Annotated in this window: 16 protein-coding genes and 1 tRNA gene; 12 read left to right on the top strand and 5 right to left on the bottom strand. The window is 63.1% G+C overall.

Annotated elements, in window-relative coordinates; translation table 11 throughout:
• Positions 1-3: 3 nt before the first annotated feature.
• Entirely contained in the window at positions 4-1,032 is a 1,029-nt protein-coding gene (locus HMPREF9237_RS08000; protein ID WP_016443239.1) for a TatD family hydrolase, read from the top strand.
• Between the two features lie 34 nt (positions 1,033-1,066).
• On the opposite strand, the gene HMPREF9237_RS09045 is transcribed toward HMPREF9237_RS08000, so the two are convergent.
• A complete protein-coding gene (locus HMPREF9237_RS09045; protein WP_016443238.1) occupies positions 1,067-1,939 on the bottom strand; it encodes a hypothetical protein in 873 nt (290 codons plus the stop codon).
• Positions 1,940-2,268: 329 nt separating this feature from the next.
• Between HMPREF9237_RS09045 and HMPREF9237_RS07990 the strand changes: the two genes are divergently transcribed.
• The 4 genes from HMPREF9237_RS07990 (at position 2,269) to HMPREF9237_RS07975 (ending at position 6,818) form a co-directional block, all read left to right on the top strand.
• On the top strand, positions 2,269-3,408 hold the full coding sequence (locus HMPREF9237_RS07990) for a G5 domain-containing protein (RefSeq protein WP_016443237.1): 1,140 nt from the start codon (positions 2,269-2,271) through the stop codon (positions 3,406-3,408).
• A 27-nt stretch (positions 3,409-3,435) separates the two neighbouring features.
• Entirely contained in the window at positions 3,436-3,747 is a 312-nt protein-coding gene (locus HMPREF9237_RS07985; protein WP_016443236.1) for a hypothetical protein, read from the top strand.
• A 200-nt stretch (positions 3,748-3,947) separates the two neighbouring features.
• Positions 3,948-4,883: a ribosomal RNA small subunit methyltransferase A gene (locus HMPREF9237_RS07980; RefSeq protein ID WP_231366739.1), complete on the top strand. Its 936-nt coding sequence runs from the start codon at positions 3,948-3,950 to the stop codon at positions 4,881-4,883.
• A gap of 27 nt (positions 4,884-4,910) precedes the next feature.
• Positions 4,911-6,818, top strand: a complete 1,908-nt coding sequence (locus HMPREF9237_RS07975; protein WP_016443234.1) for an ABC-F family ATP-binding cassette domain-containing protein — start codon at positions 4,911-4,913, stop codon at positions 6,816-6,818.
• Positions 6,819-6,934: 116 nt separating this feature from the next.
• Here HMPREF9237_RS07975 and HMPREF9237_RS07970 read toward each other — a convergent pair whose 3' ends face one another.
• The 3 genes from HMPREF9237_RS07970 to HMPREF9237_RS07960 all read right to left on the bottom strand — a co-directional run bounded on the left by HMPREF9237_RS07970 (position 6,935) and on the right by HMPREF9237_RS07960 (position 10,089).
• The gene (locus HMPREF9237_RS07970) at positions 6,935-8,125 is read right to left on the bottom strand and encodes an ABC transporter permease (protein WP_016443233.1); all 1,191 of its coding nucleotides are present in this window, start codon (positions 8,123-8,125) and stop codon (positions 6,935-6,937) included.
• The gene (locus HMPREF9237_RS07965) at positions 8,125-9,150 is read right to left on the bottom strand and encodes an ABC transporter ATP-binding protein (RefSeq protein WP_016443232.1); all 1,026 of its coding nucleotides are present in this window, start codon (positions 9,148-9,150) and stop codon (positions 8,125-8,127) included. The genes HMPREF9237_RS07970 and HMPREF9237_RS07965 overlap by 1 nt, the downstream gene beginning before the upstream one ends.
• 198 nt (positions 9,151-9,348) lie before the next feature.
• Positions 9,349-10,089 (bottom strand): TetR/AcrR family transcriptional regulator, encoded by a 741-nt coding sequence (locus tag HMPREF9237_RS07960; RefSeq protein WP_016443231.1) that lies wholly within the window; start codon positions 10,087-10,089, stop codon positions 9,349-9,351.
• A gap of 70 nt (positions 10,090-10,159) precedes the next feature.
• On the opposite strand from HMPREF9237_RS07960, the gene HMPREF9237_RS07955 reads away from it, so the two are divergent.
• The 4 genes from HMPREF9237_RS07955 to HMPREF9237_RS07940 all read left to right on the top strand — a co-directional run bounded on the left by HMPREF9237_RS07955 (position 10,160) and on the right by HMPREF9237_RS07940 (position 13,456).
• Positions 10,160-10,230 (top strand) — tRNA-Gln (locus HMPREF9237_RS07955).
• Positions 10,231-10,298: 68 nt separating this feature from the next.
• The gene (locus tag HMPREF9237_RS07950) at positions 10,299-11,381 is read left to right on the top strand and encodes an NTP transferase domain-containing protein (RefSeq protein ID WP_016443230.1); all 1,083 of its coding nucleotides are present in this window, start codon (positions 10,299-10,301) and stop codon (positions 11,379-11,381) included.
• A gap of 109 nt (positions 11,382-11,490) precedes the next feature.
• Positions 11,491-12,474, top strand: a complete 984-nt coding sequence (locus tag HMPREF9237_RS07945; RefSeq protein WP_016443229.1) for a ribose-phosphate diphosphokinase — start codon at positions 11,491-11,493, stop codon at positions 12,472-12,474.
• Between the two features lie 220 nt (positions 12,475-12,694).
• Entirely contained in the window at positions 12,695-13,456 is a 762-nt protein-coding gene (locus HMPREF9237_RS07940; protein ID WP_231366724.1) for a sulfite exporter TauE/SafE family protein, read from the top strand.
• A gap of 86 nt (positions 13,457-13,542) precedes the next feature.
• Here the strand turns inward: HMPREF9237_RS07940 and HMPREF9237_RS09040 are convergent, their stop codons facing one another.
• Positions 13,543-14,289, bottom strand: a complete 747-nt coding sequence (locus HMPREF9237_RS09040; RefSeq protein ID WP_016443227.1) for a hypothetical protein — start codon at positions 14,287-14,289, stop codon at positions 13,543-13,545.
• A gap of 937 nt (positions 14,290-15,226) precedes the next feature.
• Here HMPREF9237_RS09040 and HMPREF9237_RS07925 point away from each other — a divergent pair.
• The 3 genes from HMPREF9237_RS07925 to mfd all read left to right on the top strand — a co-directional run bounded on the left by HMPREF9237_RS07925 (position 15,227) and on the right by mfd (position 20,508).
• Entirely contained in the window at positions 15,227-15,868 is a 642-nt protein-coding gene (locus HMPREF9237_RS07925) for a 50S ribosomal protein L25/general stress protein Ctc (RefSeq protein ID WP_016443226.1), read from the top strand.
• Between the two features lie 161 nt (positions 15,869-16,029).
• Positions 16,030-16,617 (top strand): aminoacyl-tRNA hydrolase, encoded by a 588-nt coding sequence (pth, locus tag HMPREF9237_RS07920; protein WP_016443225.1) that lies wholly within the window; start codon positions 16,030-16,032, stop codon positions 16,615-16,617.
• A 171-nt stretch (positions 16,618-16,788) separates the two neighbouring features.
• The gene (mfd, locus tag HMPREF9237_RS07915; RefSeq protein ID WP_016443224.1) at positions 16,789-20,508 is read left to right on the top strand and encodes a transcription-repair coupling factor; all 3,720 of its coding nucleotides are present in this window, start codon (positions 16,789-16,791) and stop codon (positions 20,506-20,508) included.
• Positions 20,509-20,683 lie beyond the last annotated feature (175 nt).

Genomic DNA, 20,683 nt, shown 5'->3' with positions numbered 1-20,683 from the left:
AGCGTGGGCAAGGAAGCAGCGGGGGAAGGGATTCTTCGCAACGAATTAGCGCCGGAGGAATTCGCGGCGCTCTCCGCGAAGGAGAAAAAGCGGGCGCGCCGCTGGTATCTGCCCGATCTCCCGGAAAAGCTCGCCGGTCCGGTGGTGGATAACCACACCCATATTTGGGTGCCGGCGGGGGCAGCGCAGGCAGGTCACTCGGATGCTACGCTTACCCCACCGCGCGGGCGGATGCTGCCGAATGAGGAAGCTGCCGCCATGGAGGCTGCCGGGGTGTGCCACGCCATTACCTGCGCGTGTGAGGTCCCGGACCTTCTGCCCACGGTGGCTGTGGCTGAAGCGGACCCGGCCCACTTTTCCGCAGCCCTTGCTATTCACCCCAATGAAGCTGCCCGGCATCGCGGAATCACCGCGACGGGCCCGGATGGTTTAGCGCAGGAGCTCGCCGCGCACCATGCCCTCAGTCTGGAGGAGGCCATCGACCGGGTGGCGCAGGCGGCCCGCTCCAAGGCCGTCGTTGCGATTGGGGAGACGGGACTCGACTATTACCGTACTTCTGAGGAGGGCCGCGCCGCGCAAATCGAGGCGTTCCGCGCTCATCTTGCCCTCGCGCGCGAGCTCGACCTGCCCGTTCAGATTCACGACCGCGAGGCCCACGCTGATTGCGTGGAGGTGCTGCGCCGTGACGGTGCCCCGAGCCGGGTGGTTTTCCACGCGTTTTCCGGCGACGCCGCGCTTGCCGAGCTGTGTAACCGCGAAGGCTGGTACGGAAGTTTTGGCGGGCAAATAACCTACCCTGCCAATGATGAGCTCCGCGCTGCTTTCCATGCTTTTGATTCCGCGCTCATCCTCGCGGAAACAGACGCACCCTACCTAACGCCGGTTCCGTGGCGCGGCCACCCAAACGCCCCCTACGTGATGGCGTGGACGGTGCGTTTCGGAGCTGAGCTGCGCGAACTGGCTGAAGCGCAGTGGTGCGCCCAGCTCCTGGAAAACACCCGGGCGGTGTACGGGGAACTGGGCGCAGCCTAGCTAGCTCTGAGCTGCGCTGTGCTGAGCCCTGCTCTTAGCTCTGGGGGCTTTCAGATTCGGGAGTCTGGCCGGAAGGCTCGGTTTGGGCAGCTGGCTTGCCATAGTTCTGCCCGGGCTGCGCATATGCCTGCCGGTACGGCTGGGTTTGCCCCTGATAAGCTGGCTGGCCTTGATATTGAGATTGGCCTTGATATTGAGCTTGGCCCGGATAGCCCTGGCCGTAACCTTGCGGATAGCCCGGCACCGGTGCGCCCTGGGCCGGGTACCCCTGGCCTGCGGGGCCGGCCTGGCCGGGATAACCCTGCCCCGGGTAGCCCGGATAGCCCTGGCCATACGTCTGTTGCGATGCCGGGCTGGGGTAACCGGGATAGTTCGGGTAGCCCGGGTACGCGGGCCGCGCGGATTTCTTCGCGGCTGTTCCTGCGGCCACTCCCTGCGCGATGCCGGTCAGTGCCAGAATCAAGGCCAGTGCGCCGGTCGCCCAGAAGAGCGCGGTGTACTGCGCCCCGAATTCGCGAAGAGCGCCGACCGAACTATCCAGGGAGAGTGCCACGAGCCCGCCCAGGGTGATTGCTCCGCCCAGCGGTGCCAGCCAAGAAAAGGCTTGGGCTGCCCGGCCAGTGGTGAACAAACCGAGCACTCCCGCTAGCAGCGCCAGAAGAACACCGCAGCCGTACACAAGCACCGGCAGCCACACGCCACCCGGATTCGCCAGCCCAATAATAGAGGCATTATCCTCACCCCGGGCTAGGGCTGGTGTGAAGCACAAGATAATAAGAGCGATGCTCAGTGCGGTGGTAAGAGCCGCCAGGCCGCGCAGCGCGCCGGTGCCGCGCTTCGGTGCGGAGGGGACGGGATAGCTCGGAGGGACAGGCTGCTGTGCGTATCCGGGATATTGAGTGCTCATAGCCTTAAATGTAATCGATGTAACGCCCGCGCTGGGGGCGCGTTAGCTTTGTCTCCCCGAACGAGGTTCTTCAGCCTTCCCCAGTGGTGTGAAATAACGCTCAGATTACGATGTGGCCGCTAGCGGCGCCGTCGTGCGATACGCGTAAAAACCCCGAGAATCCGCGGAAAAGTCAGGTGACCACAATTTGAGCGCTCCTAAAAATCTCAAGAAAAGCGAGCTTTTCCCTCCGAATCATTGTCCGAATGTTACGAAATGGTTACACTCAATATAGTTTCGTTATAAAAGTGAGGCCGGAGGGTACTCGCGCAAGCAACGGAGGAAGTTTAGTGGGGCGTCACAGCGCACAGGGAATGGGACTCGAGCAATTTGTTCGGGCTGAGGTTCGTACCCCGGGTCCGCGGTCGCGGGCTCTCATGATGGAACGCGGCGCGGTGAGTGAGGCTGTTCAGGCCGTGCTGGCCACTCGGCCGCAGGCCACCGGCACCGCTTTCCAGGCACCCGCCGCCGTGGAGGATTCCGCCGCGAACGCCCAGCTCAATGCGTTCCCGCTCAGCCGGCGCGGGGTTGCCGCGCTCGGGGCTGTGCTGCTGGCCGGTAGCGGTATTGGCCTGATGTCGCATATGTCGATGCCTGCCAATGCTTATGCGGATGGTTTCCCGGTGGCTCGCACCGCGGGCGCCACGGTATCCGAATACTCTTTCACCGTTAATTTTGAAGGCGAAGAACGTACCCTCACCACCACGGCAGTCACCCTCGGGGATGCGCTGCAAGAAGCCGGGATTACGGTATCCGGGGATGACGTTGTTTCGCAGAGTCTTGCCGCGCCGGTTGTTCCGGGCTCGAAGGTCACGATTACCCGGGTGGAAACGCGCGTGATCACCGAAGAAGTGGTGGATGCGCACGGCTCTACCAAGGTGGACGACGCCGCGCTTGCCAAAGGTACCACCAAGGTGGAAACCGAAGGTAAGGATGGCATTTCTGCCAACACCTATGAAATCCGGGTGGAAAACGGCAAGGAAGTTGCTCGCACTCTGACTTTCTCCGCGGTCAAGCAGGCCCGCGTGGATGAAGTGGTCAAGGTGGGGACCTCGGAAAGCGCCGCTGCCGTGGCGGGTGCAAGTGCTGATGGGAGCGGAGCGGCTGCGGTCGCCAGTGTGGTTCCGGCCGGTACCGCCCAGGAAATCGCCTCGGGTATGCTTTCCGCCTACGGTTGGGGTCAGGATCAGTTCTCCTGCCTGGTAACGCTGTGGAATCGGGAATCGAATTGGAATCACCTGGCGGAAAATAGCTCCTCGGGTGCCTACGGTATTCCGCAGGCGTTGCCCGGCTCCAAGATGGCTTCTGCCGGCGCTGATTGGCAGACCAATCCGGCCACCCAAATCCGCTGGGGCTTGGGCTATATCGAAGGCCGCTACGGCAGCCCCTGCGCTGCGCTCGGGCACTCTAATTCCCGCGGGTGGTACTAAAACGGCGTAGGCGCTTAAACGAAGCTCATGCACATGCTCAGAATCGCGGTGCTGGCCGGCGGGATGACACTTATCTCGATGGTTGGGCTGCGGTCGGTGGGTCTACCCTGGTACGCCTGGATTATTCAATTTGTGATCCTGGTGGGTGCTGGGTTGGTGTGGGGTAAATTCCTCGCCGAGGAGTCGGGGGAGTCACGGGGTTCTGAGGATACCGGGCGTTCTTCTGGTTCCCGTGGCGCAGCTGGCCGGCAGCGACGCCGCGCACTTGCCCTACTGATCGCGGCGGTGGCGGCCGTGATTCTCATTCTTGTGTATCTCTTCTTAATCGTGTGGGTGTAACCATCAAGGGTTCGCATTTTTGGCAGGTGCGGATTTTGACGGAGCATTCGGACGGCATTCACCAAGCCGGGTACACTGCATCTGTGGTCGCCAATAATATTGCTCAACAGGACTCGCCCGGTAACAGCACGGCCGGTAGTGGCTCGGCCGGTGATACCGCGGATGGTCGCACCCCGGCTGGAACTGCCCTCCTCACCCCGGTGGACGTGCGCGCGCTGTGCACGGCCCTGAATATTCGCCCCACCAAAACCCTGGGGCAAAACTTCGTGCACGATGGCGGCACCGTGCGCAAAATCGTGCGGGAAGCCGGGGTGGGCCCGGGGGATAGGGTCCTCGAAATCGGCCCGGGCCTGGGCTCACTCACCCTGGCGCTCCTGGAAAGCGGCGCTTACGTATCCGCGGTGGAGATCGACGCCGCACTGGCCGCCGCTCTCCCCGATACCGTGGCGCGCCGCCACAGCTCCCCGGAAAATTTCGCACTGCTCCACGCGGATGCCCTGAGCATCACCGGGCCTGAACAGCTCGCCTGCCCGCCCGCGCTATGCACCGGCGAGATCGAGGCCGTAGCCGGCGTAGTGGATACCGCCAACGTAACCTCCGGCACCAGCACCCCCGGCAGCACACCGACCTTCGCGCCCACCGCACTGGTGGCGAACCTTCCCTATAACGTGGCGGTGCCGGTGCTCCTCACCCTCATGGAAGCCCTGCCCAGCCTGGAGACCATCACGGTGATGGTGCAGCTAGAAGTAGCCGACCGCCTGGCCGCCGCCCCCGGGTCACGCACCTACGGGGTACCCTCCGTGAAAGCAGCCTGGTACGGGAGCGCCACTCGGGGCGCGAAAATCTCCCGCCACGTTTTCTACCCGGAACCCAATGTGGATTCCGCCCTCGTTCACCTGCGCTTGCGGCCCGCGCCCGGTACCGATGAACTGCGCGAGCGTGTTTTTCAGGTGATCGACGCCGCTTTCGCTCAGCGCCGGAAAACCCTGCGCAGTGCCCTGGGTTCCTGGGCCGGCAGCCCGGCTGCGGCCGAAACTATCCTCGAGCGGGCCGGAGTATCACCTCAGGCACGCGGGGAAACCCTCACCATCGATGATTTTGTGCGGATCGCGCAGGCCCGCGACTTCGCCAACTAGAATCCCTCACTCCAAGGACCACCAGCTATGGCACATTTACTTTCGGTACATGACGTGGGCGTCAGCCTGGGAAGTCGCGATATCCTCAGCAACGTTTCCCTGAGTTTAGAGGACGGTAGCCGCATCGGCGTCGTCGGCCCGAACGGGGGAGGGAAAACCACACTGCTGCGCCTCATCACCGGGGCGCTCGCGCCCACCAGCGGCGAGGTTATTCCCACCAATACCGCAAAATTCGCCACGCTCACCCAGGCTGATGAGCTCCCCGATGCCACGGTGCTGGAGGCGATTCACGCGGGCACCGCGCGCCACGAATGGGCCAGTGACGCACACGTGCGGCGTTTGCATGCCGGGCTGCTCCCCGATATTCCCCTCGAGGCGCGGGTGCGTGTGCTTTCCGGCGGGCAACGCCGGCGGGTGGCCCTGGCCCATACTCTTACCCGCGAGGCGAATATTATTATTCTCGACGAGCCGACCAACCATCTGGACGTCGAAGGGATTACCTTCCTGGCGAATTATATTAAGGAGCGTTTCGGTGGGCCGCGCCCGCGCGGAGCGCTCGTGGCCGTGACCCACGACCGCTGGTTCCTGGATGCGGTGGCCACGCGACTGTGGGAAGTGGTGCCCGGGGTGGAAAGCCCGCGCGGGCAGATTCCCGGTCGGGTAGAAACCTACGAGGGCGGGTATTCGGACTATATTTTCCAGCGCGCCGAACGCGAACGCCAGGCCGCACTCGCTGAAGAAAAACGCAATAACCTCTTGCGGAAGGAACTGGCGTGGTTGCGGCGCGGTGCCCCGGCCCGCACTTCCAAACCGCGGTTCCGTATCGAAGCGGCGGAAAGCCTTATCGCGGATGTTCCGGCTCCGCGCGATAGCGTGGAAATGACGCGCATGGCCGCCAGCCGCCTGGGTAAAGAAGTTGTCAATCTGGAGGATGTTAGCCTGCGCTACGGTGGCGGGCCGGAAATTTTACGCGGGGTGACCTGGCGGATTGCGCCGGGTGAACGCGTGGGGATTCTGGGTGCGAACGGCGCCGGGAAATCCTCGCTGCTCGCGCTGATCGCCGGGCGGCTCCAGCCCACGGCGGGCCACGTCAAACGCGGTGCCACCGTGAAACTCGCGGAACTATCCCAGCACACCCGCGAACTCGATGAGGTGGCCGAGCTGCGCGTGGTGGAGGCCGTGAACGACGTCGCAGCTCGCGTGCAGGTGGGGAAGAAAGAACTCACCGCGAGCCAGGTGACCGAGCGGATGGGATTCACCCGCGAACGTGCCTGGACGCGGGTCAGTGAACTCTCGGGTGGGGAGCGGCGCCGCTTGCAATTCATGCGCCTACTCATGGCGGAACCGAATGTGCTGCTCCTGGACGAACCGACCAATGACCTGGATACCGATACCCTCGCCGCGATGGAGGACGTGCTCGACGGCTGGCCGGGCACCCTCATTGTGGTCTCCCATGATCGCTACCTGCTCGAACGCATGACGGACCGCCAGATTGCCGTGCTGGATGGCCGGGTGCGGGACTTGCCGGGCGGTGTTGATGAATATCTGCGTTTGCGCGAGCAGGAGCAGGAAGCCCGCGAGCAGGCCGCTGCCGCGGCGGGAACACGCGCGGGCACCGGTGTTCAGGCCGGGGCAGGTGGGGCCGGGGCCGGTGCAGGCAGCGCTGGGGCGGCGGCCGCCGGGTCCGGGGCGGGAACTGTGAAAAGCGCGAGTGCCCTTCAGCGCGAAGCCCGCAAAGAGGTGCAACGCATCGAAAAACGCATGGCGCGGCTGCGCGAGCAGATCGCCAAGGCGCAGGAGCGCAGCGCTGCCTGTGCGGTGAGCGGGGACTATGAGGAACTCGCGCGGATTGGCAAAGAGCTGAGTGAGGCCACCGGCCAGCTTGAGGAACTGGAAGAACAGTGGCTGGAGGCAGCTGAAGTAGCTGAGGGATAAGGCCGGCCTGCCTCGCGGGCCGCGGGTGCCCATCGGCCAGCCGAATACAAGCGTGGCGCCCCGGGAGAAACTTCCCGGGGCGCCACGCTTGTCGTCGTCGTGCTTACATTCGAAGGCTAGGCAGCCTTACGGAAAATCTGCGTGAGCTTGACGCGCTCACCCATCCGCAAAATCGAGCGTTCGTAAATCTTGCCGGCCAGGATCGCCAGGAGGAAGACCCCGAGGGCATTGATGCCGACGGCGGCCAGTTCTTCCAGGAGCGGGACCTCGCCGATCGCGGTGCGCATGGGCATCATGAACGGGCCGAAGAAAGGCAGCACGGAGAGGATCTTCGTGATCGCGGCTTCCGGAAGCGCCGGAATGAGGTAGATCGCGGTGTAGAAGGGGATGAACTGGATAAACATGACCGGGGTGTTGATGCCGGCCAGGTCTTCCTGGCGGGACACCGTGGCAGCCAGTCCGCCCACCAGCGCGGTGGCTGTGAAGTAGCCGAGCACCATCCACAGGACCGTGCGCGCCACCATGCCGGCCAGCCCGAATTCCTGGAGGAAACTGAGATCGGGGAACAGCCCGGAAATGGTCACGCCGGTGATAATTGCGCCGATATAGCCGAAGAGGATGACTACCCAGCCGGCGCCCAGGCCCAGCACTTTGCCGAGGAGCAGGACGCGCGGGCGAACCGTCGTCAAAATAATTTCCACTACGCGCGAAGATTTTTCTTCGACGACGCCGGCGCCCACCGCGCCGATTCCGCCCATCACCATGAAGAAAATCAGCATGGCGCTGACCGAGCCGATCAGGAAACCAATGGGATTAGCTCCGATGCCGGAGGGAGTGTAATTCACCGTCTGCACCTGAAGATTATTAATCGCATCCAGGTGGGCGAGGACCGTGGCATCCACCCCGGATTCCTCCAGCAGGTAGGTGCTCAGGATCTTCTTGAGAGCGGGAAGCTCCTTCGGGTCCGGGGAGGTGGCCACGATCTGCGGATCGAGCGCGGTACCGGAAATTCCGATCTCCGCTTCCGGTTCGTCAACCGCCAGCTCGGCAGCGATATTGGAGGTCGGGAGTGCGGAGAAACCGGCGCTCTCGAGATAGGGCTGGAGCTCCGCGGCGCCGGCCTCCAGGTAAATACCCTGGGCTTGCGGGGCCGGCCCTGCTCCGGCGGCTTCATCATCCCCGCCCAGGAAAACGCGGCCCGCGAAACCTGCCACAATAGCAATCACCCATATCACCGCCAGGGAAATCATGGTGGCGCGGGAGGCAAAAACGTTCTTGAACTCGCGTGCGAAAACAATGCGTACCATTACTTAGCCTTCTTTCCGAACAGCGAGCCGAACAGGCCACGCTTTTTCTTGGTGGTGGCCGCATCGCCTTCTTCTTCCGTGGAAGGCACCTGGACGACGTCGCGGAACAATTCCGTGAGGTGAGGGCGGCGCTGGGCGAATTCCACCACGGTGCCGGCCTGCTGGGCCGCGTTGAGAAGCGCGGCGGTGGGGTCGGCGGTTCCCGCGGCGGCCGGGGTTTCCACGAGCACGCGGGTAATTCCCGCACTCAGCGGCGCCTCTGACGTTCCGGCCAGCGGATCGGGCTGGACGGTAAATCCGGCCTGGGTGAGGGCCGTGCGCAGCGTGGCTTCTGCTGCCCGTACCGCCAGCGCGTAGGGCGGATTCCCGGCATTGCGCAATTCATCAACGGTGCCGCGAGCCACGATATTTCCGCCCGCGAGAATTCCCACGCTATCGCATAGGCGTTCCACCAGGTCAAGCTGGTGCGAGGAGAAAATAACCGGGACGCCTTCGTCTGCCTTCTGGCGTAGCGTTTCGCTCATGGTGCGTACCGCTACCGGATCCAGCCCGGAGAAAGGTTCATCAAGAATGAGCAGTTCCGGATCGTGAATAAGGGCGGCGGCCAGCTGCACGCGCTGCTGGTTACCGAGGGAAAGTTTCTGGACGGCATCCTCCTGGCGTGACCCCACCCCGAGGCGATCAGTCCAGCGCTCCATGGCGGCCCGCGCCGCATCCGGGCTCATCCCGTGCAGGCGCGCGAAATACATCAGCTGCTTATCGACCGGCATTTTCGGGTAGAGACCGCGCTCTTCAGGCATATAGCCGATGCGCTGGCGCGCCGCGAAATCAATAGGGCCACCATTCCAGGTCACCTGCCCGGAATCTTTACTCAGGAGGCCGAGCATAATGCGCATTGCAGTGGTTTTCCCAGCGCCGTTCGAGCCGACGAAACCGAAGATTTCACCGGGGCGAACCGCGAAGGTGAGATTTTGCAATACTTTGCGCGACCCGAAACTCTTGGAGATGTTCTCAACGGAGAGCATAAGGGGTATGTCCTTGCTATTGTTCGATTGATGAATTTTCCAGGGTAGCACGCCACGCGTCCAGACACGGGCAACCGTCGCGTGCAAGACCGGTGACGTCACCTAGAGCGCCATCGTTCTATTTGCGTGTCGCCGTCCATTCTATGCCACAGCCCAGGTGAAACCTAGAATAAGAAAGGGAGATGGGCCGGATTGCGGCTAGTGCCCGCCGCGGGTGAGCAGGCGCGGCTGTGATTCCAGCCCGCGCAAGCCGTTCCACATAAAATTCACCACGTGTTCCGCCACGGTCTCTTTATCGGGTTGGCGCACATCCACCCACCACTGGCCCACCTGGCCGAGCGCCCCGGCCAGCGTCTGCCCGTAAATACGTGCGTATTGGGGAGAGATACCGTTGCGCCCGAGCATGGGCGCGAGTAAATCGGAGGCGTAATCAGCCACATCCGCGATCACGGTGGAGAAGGAATCCCCGCCGAGCGTAGCTGGCGAGCGCTGCACAAGGAGGCGAAAACCGTCGTCGTTATGCTCGATATAATCCAGCACGGCGACGACGATGGACTCAAGCACTTCGCGCTCGGGCAGCCCAATGTTCATACGCGCGGAGAGTAATTCCGTGAGGGTGACGAGCTCGCGATCCACCACTACGTTGTAAATGCCTTCTTTGGAGCCGAAGTGCTCGTACACAACGGGCTTGGATACTTGGGCGGCCGCGGCGATTTCTTCAATGGAGACCCCGTCAAAACCCTGCGCCGCGAAAAGTTCCCGCGCCACACCCACCAATTGTTTACGCCTGTCTGCCCGCGACATGCGCACCCGTTTCTTTTCCGAGGCGGGGGCAGGTGTGGTGGTGGCAGCGGTGTTCTGGGTGGGGTCAGTGAGCGTGTTGTCGGCGGCGCGGGCGGCATCGACGCCGTTCGTACCCTCAGGCGAGGTCTGTTTCATACTTAGTATTATGCCAGGAGCGCTTCGGTCAGCTAGACTATACCGGTGCCGGCCCGCGCGTCGGCAGTTCTCCGCCATGGTGTAACGGCAACACAGCGGTCTTTGGAACCGTTATTCTAGGTTCGAATCCTAGTGGCGGAACGTTTTCGGGCGCAGCGTCAGCGTCCGTGGCGAAATATAGGGCGCATCGCCGCCGGAAAAGGGAAGGCATGGATCTCTCCGCTGTCGTCATCCTGGCTGCTGGCCAGGGAACTCGCATGAAATCAGCCACCCCGAAACTTTTGCATGAGGTGTGCGGCCGCACGCTGCTCGGGCACGCCATCACTGCTGCCCGCAGCCTGAATCCCCAGCATATCGTGGTGGTGGTGCGCCACGAACGGGACCGAGTGGCCGCCCACGCGCTTGAACTAGATGATTCGGTCATTATTGCCGACCAGGATGAAATCAAGGGGACGGGCCGCGCTGTATGGTGCGGAATGGAAGCTCTGGGTGCGAGCGTGACCGGTCCGGTTCTCGTTATGGCCGGGGATACCCCGCTTTTGGGTGGGGAGATTCTCGGGGAGCTCGCGCGCGCCCACGGGAACGGTGGTGGCGGGAACGACGCCGCAGCTACCGCCTCGGCTACTCCCGCCAGCCCCGCTGTCACCGTGCTGAGCGCCCGGGTGCCAGATCCGGCTGGCTACGGGCGGATTGTGCGCGATGGGGAAGGAACCATCTGCGCCGTCGTAGAAGATAAAGACGCAAGTACGCAGCAGCGTGCCATCAACGAAATAAATACTTCCACGTATATTTTCGATGCTGCATTTTTGCGCGAGGCGCTGGCGGGCCTGGGCACGGATAACGCCCAGGGGGAAATGTACCTGACCGATGTTGTGGCGCGGGCCTATCAACTCGGCGCCGGAGTGGGCTCCTACGTGAGCAGTGATTACCTGGCTGCGGAAGGTGCGAATGATCTTGTCCAGCTCGCGGCCCTGCGCAGGGAAATGAATCGGCGCATCGGGGAGCGGTGGATGCGCAGCGGGGTGAGCATTATTGATCCGGCCACGGCGTGGATTGACGTCCAGGTGGAGCTGGAGCCGGATTGCGTCGTCGAACCTCATACTATTTTGCGCGGGACCACGCGGGTTGCGCGGTTCGGGCATGTGGGGCCCGGGGAGCTTGCCAACGTCATCGTGGAAGAGGGCGCGCGGGCGCGGCACGTGTACCTGCGCGATTGCCTGATCCCAGCCGGGAAATGCGCCCGGCACGCGGTGGCTCTCGGGGAGGCGCCGCAGCACCGCTGTGGCGGGTAAACATTGTTCTGCTGGTAAACACCGTTTACCAGGTAGCGGGTAGCGCCGCGATCACATAAGCTGACAACGTCGAAAAACCCAAGCAGGCGAAACACATCGGGGGAGCACAATGAGCACGGGAATGCGGGTATCGAACGATAAGCGGCTGGTCCTAGCCACGGGCCGCGCTTATCCGGAGCTGGCGGAGGAGGTTGCGCGCTGCCTCCATATCAGCATGCTGCCCACCACCATTTACGATTTCGCGAATTCGGAAATTTACATCCGCTATGAGGAGTCCATCCGCGGGGCGGATGTTTTTATTATGCAGGCCTTCAGCAGCCCCATTAATAAGTGGCTGATGGAGACGCTGCTTATGGTGGATGCGGCCAAACGCGCTTCGGCCAAGCGCATCACCGTGGTGGCGCCGTATTATCCCTACGCCCGCCAGGATAAGAAGCACAAGGGCCGCGAACCGATTTCCGCGCGGCTGGTGGCTGATCTTCTCAAGACGGCCGGCGCGAACCGCATTATGAGCGTGGATTTGCACGCCGCGCAAAGCCAGGGTTTCTTCGATGGGCCGGTGGATCACCTGTGGGCGATGCCCACCCTGGTCGAATACGTCCGCTCCATTATTACCGGCGACGACGCCGTTATGGTCTCACCCGATGCCGGCCGTATTAAGGTGGCCGAGCAGTGGTCCTCGCGCCTGGGCGGAATTCCGCTGGCTTTCGTGCATAAGACCCGCAATATCGAGAAAGCGAATACCGCGAAGGCCAACCGTGTGGTTGGCGATGTGGCCGGTAAAACCGCCATTATTGTCGATGACATGATTGACACGGCAGGCACGCTGGTCGGCGCGATCCGCGTTGTTAAGGATGCCGGTGCCAAAGACGTGATCGTGGCGGCCACCCACGCGCTGCTTTCCGGGGAAGCGGTGGAGCGGCTCTCGAACGCTCCGATTCGCGAACTTGTGGTGACCGATACCGTGCCGATTCCCGATGAGAAGCGTTTTAAGGGCCTGACGGTGCTCTCGATTGCTCCCACACTGGCCCGTGCCATTGACGAAGTGTTCGAGGACGGCTCGGTGACCTCGCTGTTTGACGGCGCGTACTGAGTGTGAGGTAGCCTCACGAGGAGGCGCTGGTGCGCTGGAGCGTACCGGCGCCTCCATTGTTGTGGTGGGAGCCCGGTACTTAGTGGGAGCCCGGTGCTTAATGGGAGCCCGGTACTTTCCGGGGTTGGGAAGCTAGTAGTTGATGCGGCTAAGAAGCCAGTGCTCAATGTAGCTGGGGAACCAGTACTTGACGCGGCTAGGAAGGAAGATAACGCACGTGGTGGTCACATCGACTTGGGCGCTGTCCGTACTTGTCTTTGCTACTGGTCTGGTTGGCGGCATCGTGGGGTACCTGACCGGAGTGGCATCGTTGGTCACCTACCCGGCCCTCCTCGCCCTCGGATTCCCACCGATTACCGCCAATGTCACGAATGCGATCAATAATTTCGGGAGCAGCCTGGGGTCTGTACTCACCGGCTGGCGGTCCATGCGGGCGGTGCAGGCCTACCCGCTGTGGCCGCAGATGTTTATCAGCGCGGTGGGCGGAGCTATCGGCGCGGTGCTGCTCCTGGCTTTCGACCCGAAAGTTTTTGAGTTCGTGGTGCCCTGGCTGGTGCTCATCGCCACCCTCTCCACATTGATCGGCCCCTACCTGGAGCGACGCGGCATTCACGCTAATATTCCGGTTCCCACTTTCCTGGTGCTGGTGGGAGTGCTGGGCGTGTACGGAGGTTATTTCGGGGCGGCCTCCGCGGTTGTTTATCTTGGCATCGCCGCGATCCTCACCCCGATGACCACCCACGAAGCGCTGCTGCTCAAATCCCCGGTGCTGGGCTGCGCTAATCTCACGGCCCTGCTCTTCTTCATCTGGTCCGGGGAAGTGGACTACGCGGCGGCGCTCACCATGATGCTCGGCGGGTTGCTCGGCGGAATGGTGGGCCCACACCTCCAGCGTTTCCTCCCCGGTGGTGTGGTGCGCTGGCTGGTCGGCATATTCGGAACCGCACTCGCGATCTGGTTGTTGCTGCGCGCGCTGGGATAGGGCGGCGTCGAGCAAGCCCTGCGAGAATGTGTGTGGCTGCCGTAATTCCTGGTCGGCCACCGACTCAGGTCCTTACCTCTACCGGCTCATTCCCTCACCCGCCACCCGCGCTGGCGGAATGCCTCGGCCAGGCGAGCGGTTGCGGGAACTTCGCCGCTCGTGATGCGCGGAAGCGCGGGCCTGCCCGGGTTGAACATCGTGCGGACGAGCTGCCGGGGAAGGCGGAGATCCGGGTGGAAAACCTGCAGTTCGATCCAGCCGTAGCTGGTGCGGAGCTCTCGCCGCTGGCGATCCTTGACCTGCTGAGAGGCGTCTCGGTGAGGTGCGCCGTCGTACTCCACAATAATGCGCTGCTCCTCGAAGAGCATATCGGGCTGGCCGAGCGAGCGGCCGTCGGGGGCGAGAAGCCGCTGGTTGAGGCGCGGTTCCGGGAATCCCGCCATGGCGATAATGAGCCGCAGTAGGGTTTCCATCGGTGAATCCGCACCCACCCGCGCCCAGGCCAGCGCCGCGCGGAAGTGCACCACAAAATTCCAGTTCGGGTGTTCGGCCAGGAAAGTCTCCAGTCCCTCGCGGGTGGTGTAGGGCGCCGACCTCCCCTCGAAGCGCCGACGAGGAATGCGCAGGAGCGCGTCGATTGCCGCGATGAGCTGGTAAAACGATAGATCCGGCACGCTCGCCAGAACAGCACGCGGCCGCGACGCAATGCGCAGGTTACCACCGGGCGTGCGGATCGTTTCAATATCACTGGCGAGCAGCTGCGTGCGATCCCAGCGGATGAGGGGGTGGGGGGAACAGTATCTCTTCGAGGGAAAGCCGCAGTCTAGCTGCATTTGTTCAGTCCACGAATCTACCCGATAAGGGAGCGGCAGCCCCCATAAACGCATCGCCGATAATCCAGTTACTACACTGCCCGGAAACTGATGTTGTACCGCCAGGAGTGCGTCAGCTTCCGTGATGTCACGCGTCGTGTCCCGGTAAATACCGTGCGCTAAACGCTGAAACTGACCGCGGCGAGCGAGGGTTCTGGGTAGCCCCAAATCGTCAAGCTGCGCGACGCTAAAAATAGGTGGGTGCTGAAGTGGCTTGGTCATAGAGCGAGTATTGAGCCAGATGACGATTTGGGCAAGGTGATATCCACAGGCAAAGTTGGTGCAGAGAGGTATCGAGGAGCTTCGGGTGCGTAGTCCGGTAAGCGAGCAAAAACGTAGTGCAAATCTACGCACCATTTTGGCCCGATTTCTGTCCTGGGCTTGCACTTTGTGGCACCTACGGTCCGGGATTTGCACTTTGCGTGTGGGGTAGGGGTGGTACGACGACGGCGCTAGTTGGCAGGGTGGATTCTGGCGGGGTGGAGGGGTTTTCGGGTAGGGGTCACGGGGTATGCCAGCTGAGCGGGCCGCGGGGCGGTCCAGCGGCGATGCGCTGGCGGCGCAGGAAGCGCGCGGGGCGTGTGAGGCGCGGCAAAAAACTTTGTTTTTTGCCGCCGTCGCCCTAAAATTGACGGCGTTGCTTCGGCGAGGGAAGGAGCTCGAAGCGCGGAATTATCTGACCTGCGGGTTGGGAGCCCGGTGAACCTGCGGTGCGGGTGAGCTGGGGATGCATGCGCGCTCACGAACTCTTCCGTTATCGACGCGGCAGGCGCTCCTTCGGGTGGCCTGCTTTACGAGGCCACCACCCGGTTATGCGCGCCTTGCGCGGCGGGTGTTTATATCGAAATATCGAGGTCAGCCCGCCACTGGGGTGACCGTTAATTGACGAAGGAGAATCATGGCTATTGATGCTGCGAAGCTTACTGCCGAAACCCGCGATGAATTTGGCAAGGGTGCGGCTCGCCGCCTGCGCCGCGATGGGCGCGTTCCCGCGGTGCTCTACGGGCACGGAATTGAGCCGGTGCACGTGCACCTGGATGCCCACGATATGTTCCTCGCGGTCAAGGGAAATCCGAATGCCCTGGTCAGCCTCACCATTGATGGTGAACTGAGCCTGGCCCTGGTCAAGGATATTCAGCGCAACCCGCTCTCGCGCTCCATCGAGCACGTTGACTTCCTGCGCGTCAAGCGCGACGAAAAGGTCGAGGTTGAAATTCCGCTGGTTGTTGTGGGCGAACCGGCTCCGGGCCTCATCAACACTCTTGAACTCCTCAATATTCTGGTGTCTGCCCCGGCAATCGATATTCCGGAATCCATCGAGGTCAACGTCGAAGGCCTCGAAGATGGCGCGCGTATCACCGTTGCGGATCTCCAGCTTCCCGAGGATGTGGAAGCCCTGGTTGACGGCGAAGAAATCGTCTCCCTGGTCATGGAGCCCCAGGTTGATCGGGCGCTGGAAGAAGCCGATGCCGCTATGGCCGAAGCCCAGGCGGAAGAAGCAGCCGAAGAAGCGGCAGCTTCCGAAGGTGCCGGCGAGTAAATCAGCAATGCACCTCACTCGCCAGGAGTGACTCTCACGCGGCCGCGGACGCAATGTCCGCGGCCGCGTGCCATTCGGCGTCGTCGTAAAAAATACGAGGCACGCAGGTGCGGAACAATCTCGGGTAAGCGGGTACGGTTGAAGATGCACAGGAGGAACGCATGTACGCTGTAGTTGGATTAGGTAATCCCGGTGCTACCTATGCCGGAACTCGCCACAATTGTGGGCATATGGTGGTGGCGGAGCTTGCCGCGCGCTGCGGGGGGCAGTTGCGCTCGCACGGCGCCACCCAGACGAACCAGCTCTCCGCGCGGGTGGGTGTGGCGCCCGGCCAGCCAGGTGAGCAGGTCATTCTTGCGACGTGCCAGTGCTATATGAATACCTCGGGCGGGCCGGTGAGCGCGCTGCTGCGCTATTACGACTGCCCGGTGGAGAACCTTATTGTGGTTCACGATGAACTTGATCTGCCATTCGGGACCCTGCGTCTCAAACGCGGCGGGGGCGAAGGCGGGCACAACGGACTCAAGTCGATTTCGCAGTCGACGGGCTCGAAGGATTATATTCGGCTGCGATTCGGGATTGGCCGGCCGCCCGGGCGCCAGGACCCTTCGGATTTTGTGCTGCGCCCCTTTAGCTCGGCGGAGCGTAAGGAACTTGACGTGCTCATCGCGCAGGCAGCGGATGCCGTGGAGGATGTGCTGCGCAACGGGTTGGAAAGCGCCACGATGCGCTTGCACACGAAGCACTAGCGCGCCGTGGAACCGGGGCGTAACCGCGCTGGAACCGCGCTGGAACCGCGGCGAGTAGTGTGGCACCTCGGCGGGCACCGCGGCGAGTAGCGCGGCGCCGCGCCACGTAACGCGAGAACCGTAACGCGAGAACCACAACCCCAGAAGGACGAGGAAGGAAACGAGCGTCCCGTGCAATTAGAATCCTTGCTGCCGCTCATCGGCGCGGATCCCGCCCTGAGCCGCGCCGCAGCTTCGACCGCCACCCGCTTGGATATTCCGATGCCGCGCGGGGTTGTGCCCCCGGCCCTGGCGTACCTCGCCGGCAGCGGCGGCCCAGGTGGTCCTGGTGGTTTTAGCGGTCCTGGCGGCCCAACAGGCCCCAGCGGCAGCAGCGGCCCAACAGGCTCGACCGCCGCCCATCCTCTCCACGTGGCCATTACCGCTTCCGGGCGGGAGGCCGAAATCCTTGAGGGCGCGATGCGCGCTTACCTTCCGGCCGAGCAGATCGCGGTGTTCCCCTCCTGGGAAACGCTCCCGCACGAGCGCCTTTCCCCGCGTTCGGATACGGTGGCCCGGCGCCTGCTCACCCTGCGCCGCCTGGCCCACCCGGAGGAATTCGAGCCGCTGCGCCTCCTCATTATGCCGGTGCGCGCACTGCTTCAGCCCATTACCCGCGGCCTGGGTGATCTGGCGCCGGTGCGGCTCCGCCTCCGTGAGGATGCCCCCATGGAAGAGGTGGAAAACGCGCTGGTGAACGCCGCTTACACCCGGGTTGATATGGTGGAACGCCGCGGCCAGTTCGCGGTGCGCGGCGGAATCCTCGACGTCTTCCCACCCACGGAACGCCACCCGATCCGCGTGGAATTCTTCGGCGATACCGTGGATGAAATTCGTACCTTCTCCGTGGGTGACCAGCGCTCCATGGAGGAACGCGAGGAGATCTACGCCCCGCCTTGCCGCGAAATTCTCCTCACCGAATCGGTGCGCACCCGCGCCCGGTCGCTTATCAGCGAACTGCCCGGCGCCACCGATATGCTCGACAAAATCGCCGCCGGCATCGCTCCGGAAGGCATGGAATCCCTCACGCCGGTGCTCGTGGACGGCATGGACGCGGTGGTGGATGTGCTTCCCGCGGATGCCCGCCTCCTCATCATCGAGCCGGAGCGCGTAGATCAGCGCGCGGAATCGCTTATCGCCACCACGGAGGAATTCCTGGCGGCAGCGTGGAGCGCGGCGGCAGCCGGGGGCACGCCTCCGGTGCAGGCCAATGCGGCGAGTTTCGCGAGCGTGGCGGCTACTCGGGAAGCGGCGCTCACGCGCGGGCAAGCGTGGTGGACGCTCGGCGGCTTTTCCGGGAACGCTTTATCCGGGAACGCTCTACCTGGGAACGTCACTTCCACCGCCGGTACTTTCAAGAACGACGACGCCGGCGCCGCTGTCGCGGCGCGCGAACCGCGTAAATTCCTCGGGAAAGTTGATGAGGCTCTCGCCGCTATCGGGGAGCAGGCACGGCGCGGGGTGCGCCAGGTGCTCGTGGTGGACGGGCCGGGCCTGGCGCGCCGCTACGCGGAACAGCTCGGTGAGCTGGACGTTCCCGCTAGTGCGGTAGCGGAGGTTCCCACGCATCTCGACTCCGGGGTGGTCTACGTGGTGGCCGCACCTATCGCGGAGGGCTTCGTGCTGGAAGGCCAGCAGCTCGGGGTGTACGCGGGCGCGGATCTGACCGGGCGGGGCGGTTCTTCCACTCGGGATATGCGTGCCCTGCCCAAGCGGCGCCGTAAGAATGCTGTCGATCCGCTGTCTCTTACTCCCGGGGATTTTGTGGTGCATGATCGCCACGGGGTGGGCCGCTTCGTGCGTATGGAAAAGCGAGCAATTGGCGGTAAAGGCGGGCAGCGTGAATATATTGTGCTGGAGTACGCGCCCTCGCGGCGCGGCGGGCCGCCCGATCAGCTCTGGGTGCCCACCGACCAGCTCGACCAGGTCTCCAAGTATTCGGGCGGAGAATCCCCGAGCCTCAATAAAATGGGCGGGGCCGATTGGGAGAAAACGAAGTCGAAGGCCCGCGCGGCCACCCGCAAAATTGCTGCTGAGCTCATTCGCCTTTACGCCCAACGTATGGCTACCCCGGGCATCGCATTTTCGCCGGATACCCCGTGGCAGCGCGAGCTCGAGGACGCTTTCGCCTACGTGGAAACCCCCGATCAGCTGCACACCATTGACGAAGTGAAAGCCGATATGGAAAAGCCGGTCCCCATGGATCGCCTTATTTCCGGGGATGTGGGCTACGGCAAAACGGAGATCGCGGTGCGGGCGGCCTTCAAGGCGGTGCAGGATGGCCGCCAGGTGGCGGTCCTGGTGCCGACCACCCTGCTGGTGGAGCAGCATCGGGAAACCTTCGAGGAGCGTTACGCCGGGTTCCCGGTGCGGGTGGCGGCGCTCTCGCGTTTCCAGAACGCGCGCGAATCAGAGGAGGTCATCGCCGGGCTCGCGGACGGCACCATTGATGTGGTGATCGGTACCCACCGCCTCCTCACGGGGAATGTGCGTTTCAAAGCCCTCGGCCTGGTGGTGATCGACGAGGAGCAGCGTTTCGGCGTCGAACATAAAGAGACCCTCAAGCAGATGTACCCGAATATCGATGTGCTGTCGATGTCGGCCACCCCGATTCCGCGCACGCTGGAAATGGCGGTCACGGGGGTGCGGGAGATGTCCACCTTGGCCACTCCGCCCGAAGAACGCCACCCAATTCTCACCTACGTGGGTGCGCGGGAGAATCGCCAGATCAGCGCTGCGATTCGCCGCGAGCTGCTGCGTGACGGCCAGGTCTTTTACGTGCATAACCGGGTGGGGGATATGGGCCGGGTGGCCGCGCAGCTCGGTGAGCTGGTGCCCGAGGCGCGCATCGCCGTCGCCCACGGAAAAATGAGCGAACGCGATCTGGAAAATGTTATTCAGAATTTCTGGGAGCATGAGATCGACGTCCTCATCTGCACCACCATCGTGGAAACGGGGCTCGATATTTCCAACGCGAATACGCTTATTGTGGATAATGCCGATAAGCTTGGGCTCTCCCAGCTCCATCAGCTGCGCGGGCGAGTGGGCCGCGGGCGCGAGCGCGCCTACGCGTATTTCCTGTACGACCCGGACCGCGCGCTCACGGAAACATCCCTGGAACGCTTGCGCACCATCGCCGCGAATACCGACCTCGGGGCCGGCACCCAGGTCGCGATGAAGGATCTCGAAATTCGCGGGGCGGGCAATATGCTCGGCGGGGAACAATCCGGCCATATCGAGGGCGTTGGTTTCGATTTGTACGTGCGCATGGTCTCCGAAGCGGTCGCGAAAATACGTGGGGAGATTCCTAGCGACGACGACGCCAGCAGCGATGTGCGCATCGAGCTGCCGGTGGAAGCCTACCTACCCGAAGATTACGTGCCGTCCGAGCGGTTGCGGCTGGAAATTTACACCAAGTTGGCGGCGTCGCGCGGGGAGGACCAGCGCGAGGAAATTCGCGCGGAATTGCGCGACCGCTACGGGGAGATTCCCGAGGTGGCCGCGCGGCTTTTCCGGATCGCGCAGCTGCGTGACCTGGCGCGCAGTGCCGGGTTGGAGGAAATTACCCAGATGGGGCGCAATGTGCGTTTCGCGCCGGTGGCGCTGCCGGATTCACGGCAAGCCCGCCTCAAGCGCCTGTACCCGGGTGCCATGCTCAAGCCCGCCGTGCGGGTACTCATGGTCCCGGTGCCGCCGGCGCAGGTGGGCGGGGCGATGAGTGCGCGCCCGGGCGTTATGGGTGCCGCGCAGACGTCCGCGCGCCTGGGAACCGGAGCTCCCATGGAAGGTGACGAATTACTCGAGTGGGTATCCCGGCTCGTGACGGCGGTGTTTATTTCCTCGGTGGGCTAGCTCCGGGCTGTTCTAGGCCGTGCCGCGGGAATACCCGGCTCGCTGACCTGCCGTTATTGTCGCTTCTGTGACGGTTTTGTATTTGAAGTACCTTTATTAATCCTGTCGTAATTTGATAAATTAAACCGTACGTTGTGGCGGTGGAATAGATGGGATGGGCTGCGGCACCCGCATG

The sequence above is a fragment of the Actinotignum schaalii FB123-CNA-2 genome, from assembly GCF_000411135.1.
Classification (GTDB): Bacteria; Actinomycetota; Actinomycetes; order Actinomycetales; family Actinomycetaceae; genus Actinotignum; species Actinotignum schaalii_A.
This window is presented reverse-complemented; position numbering and strand designations above follow the sequence as displayed.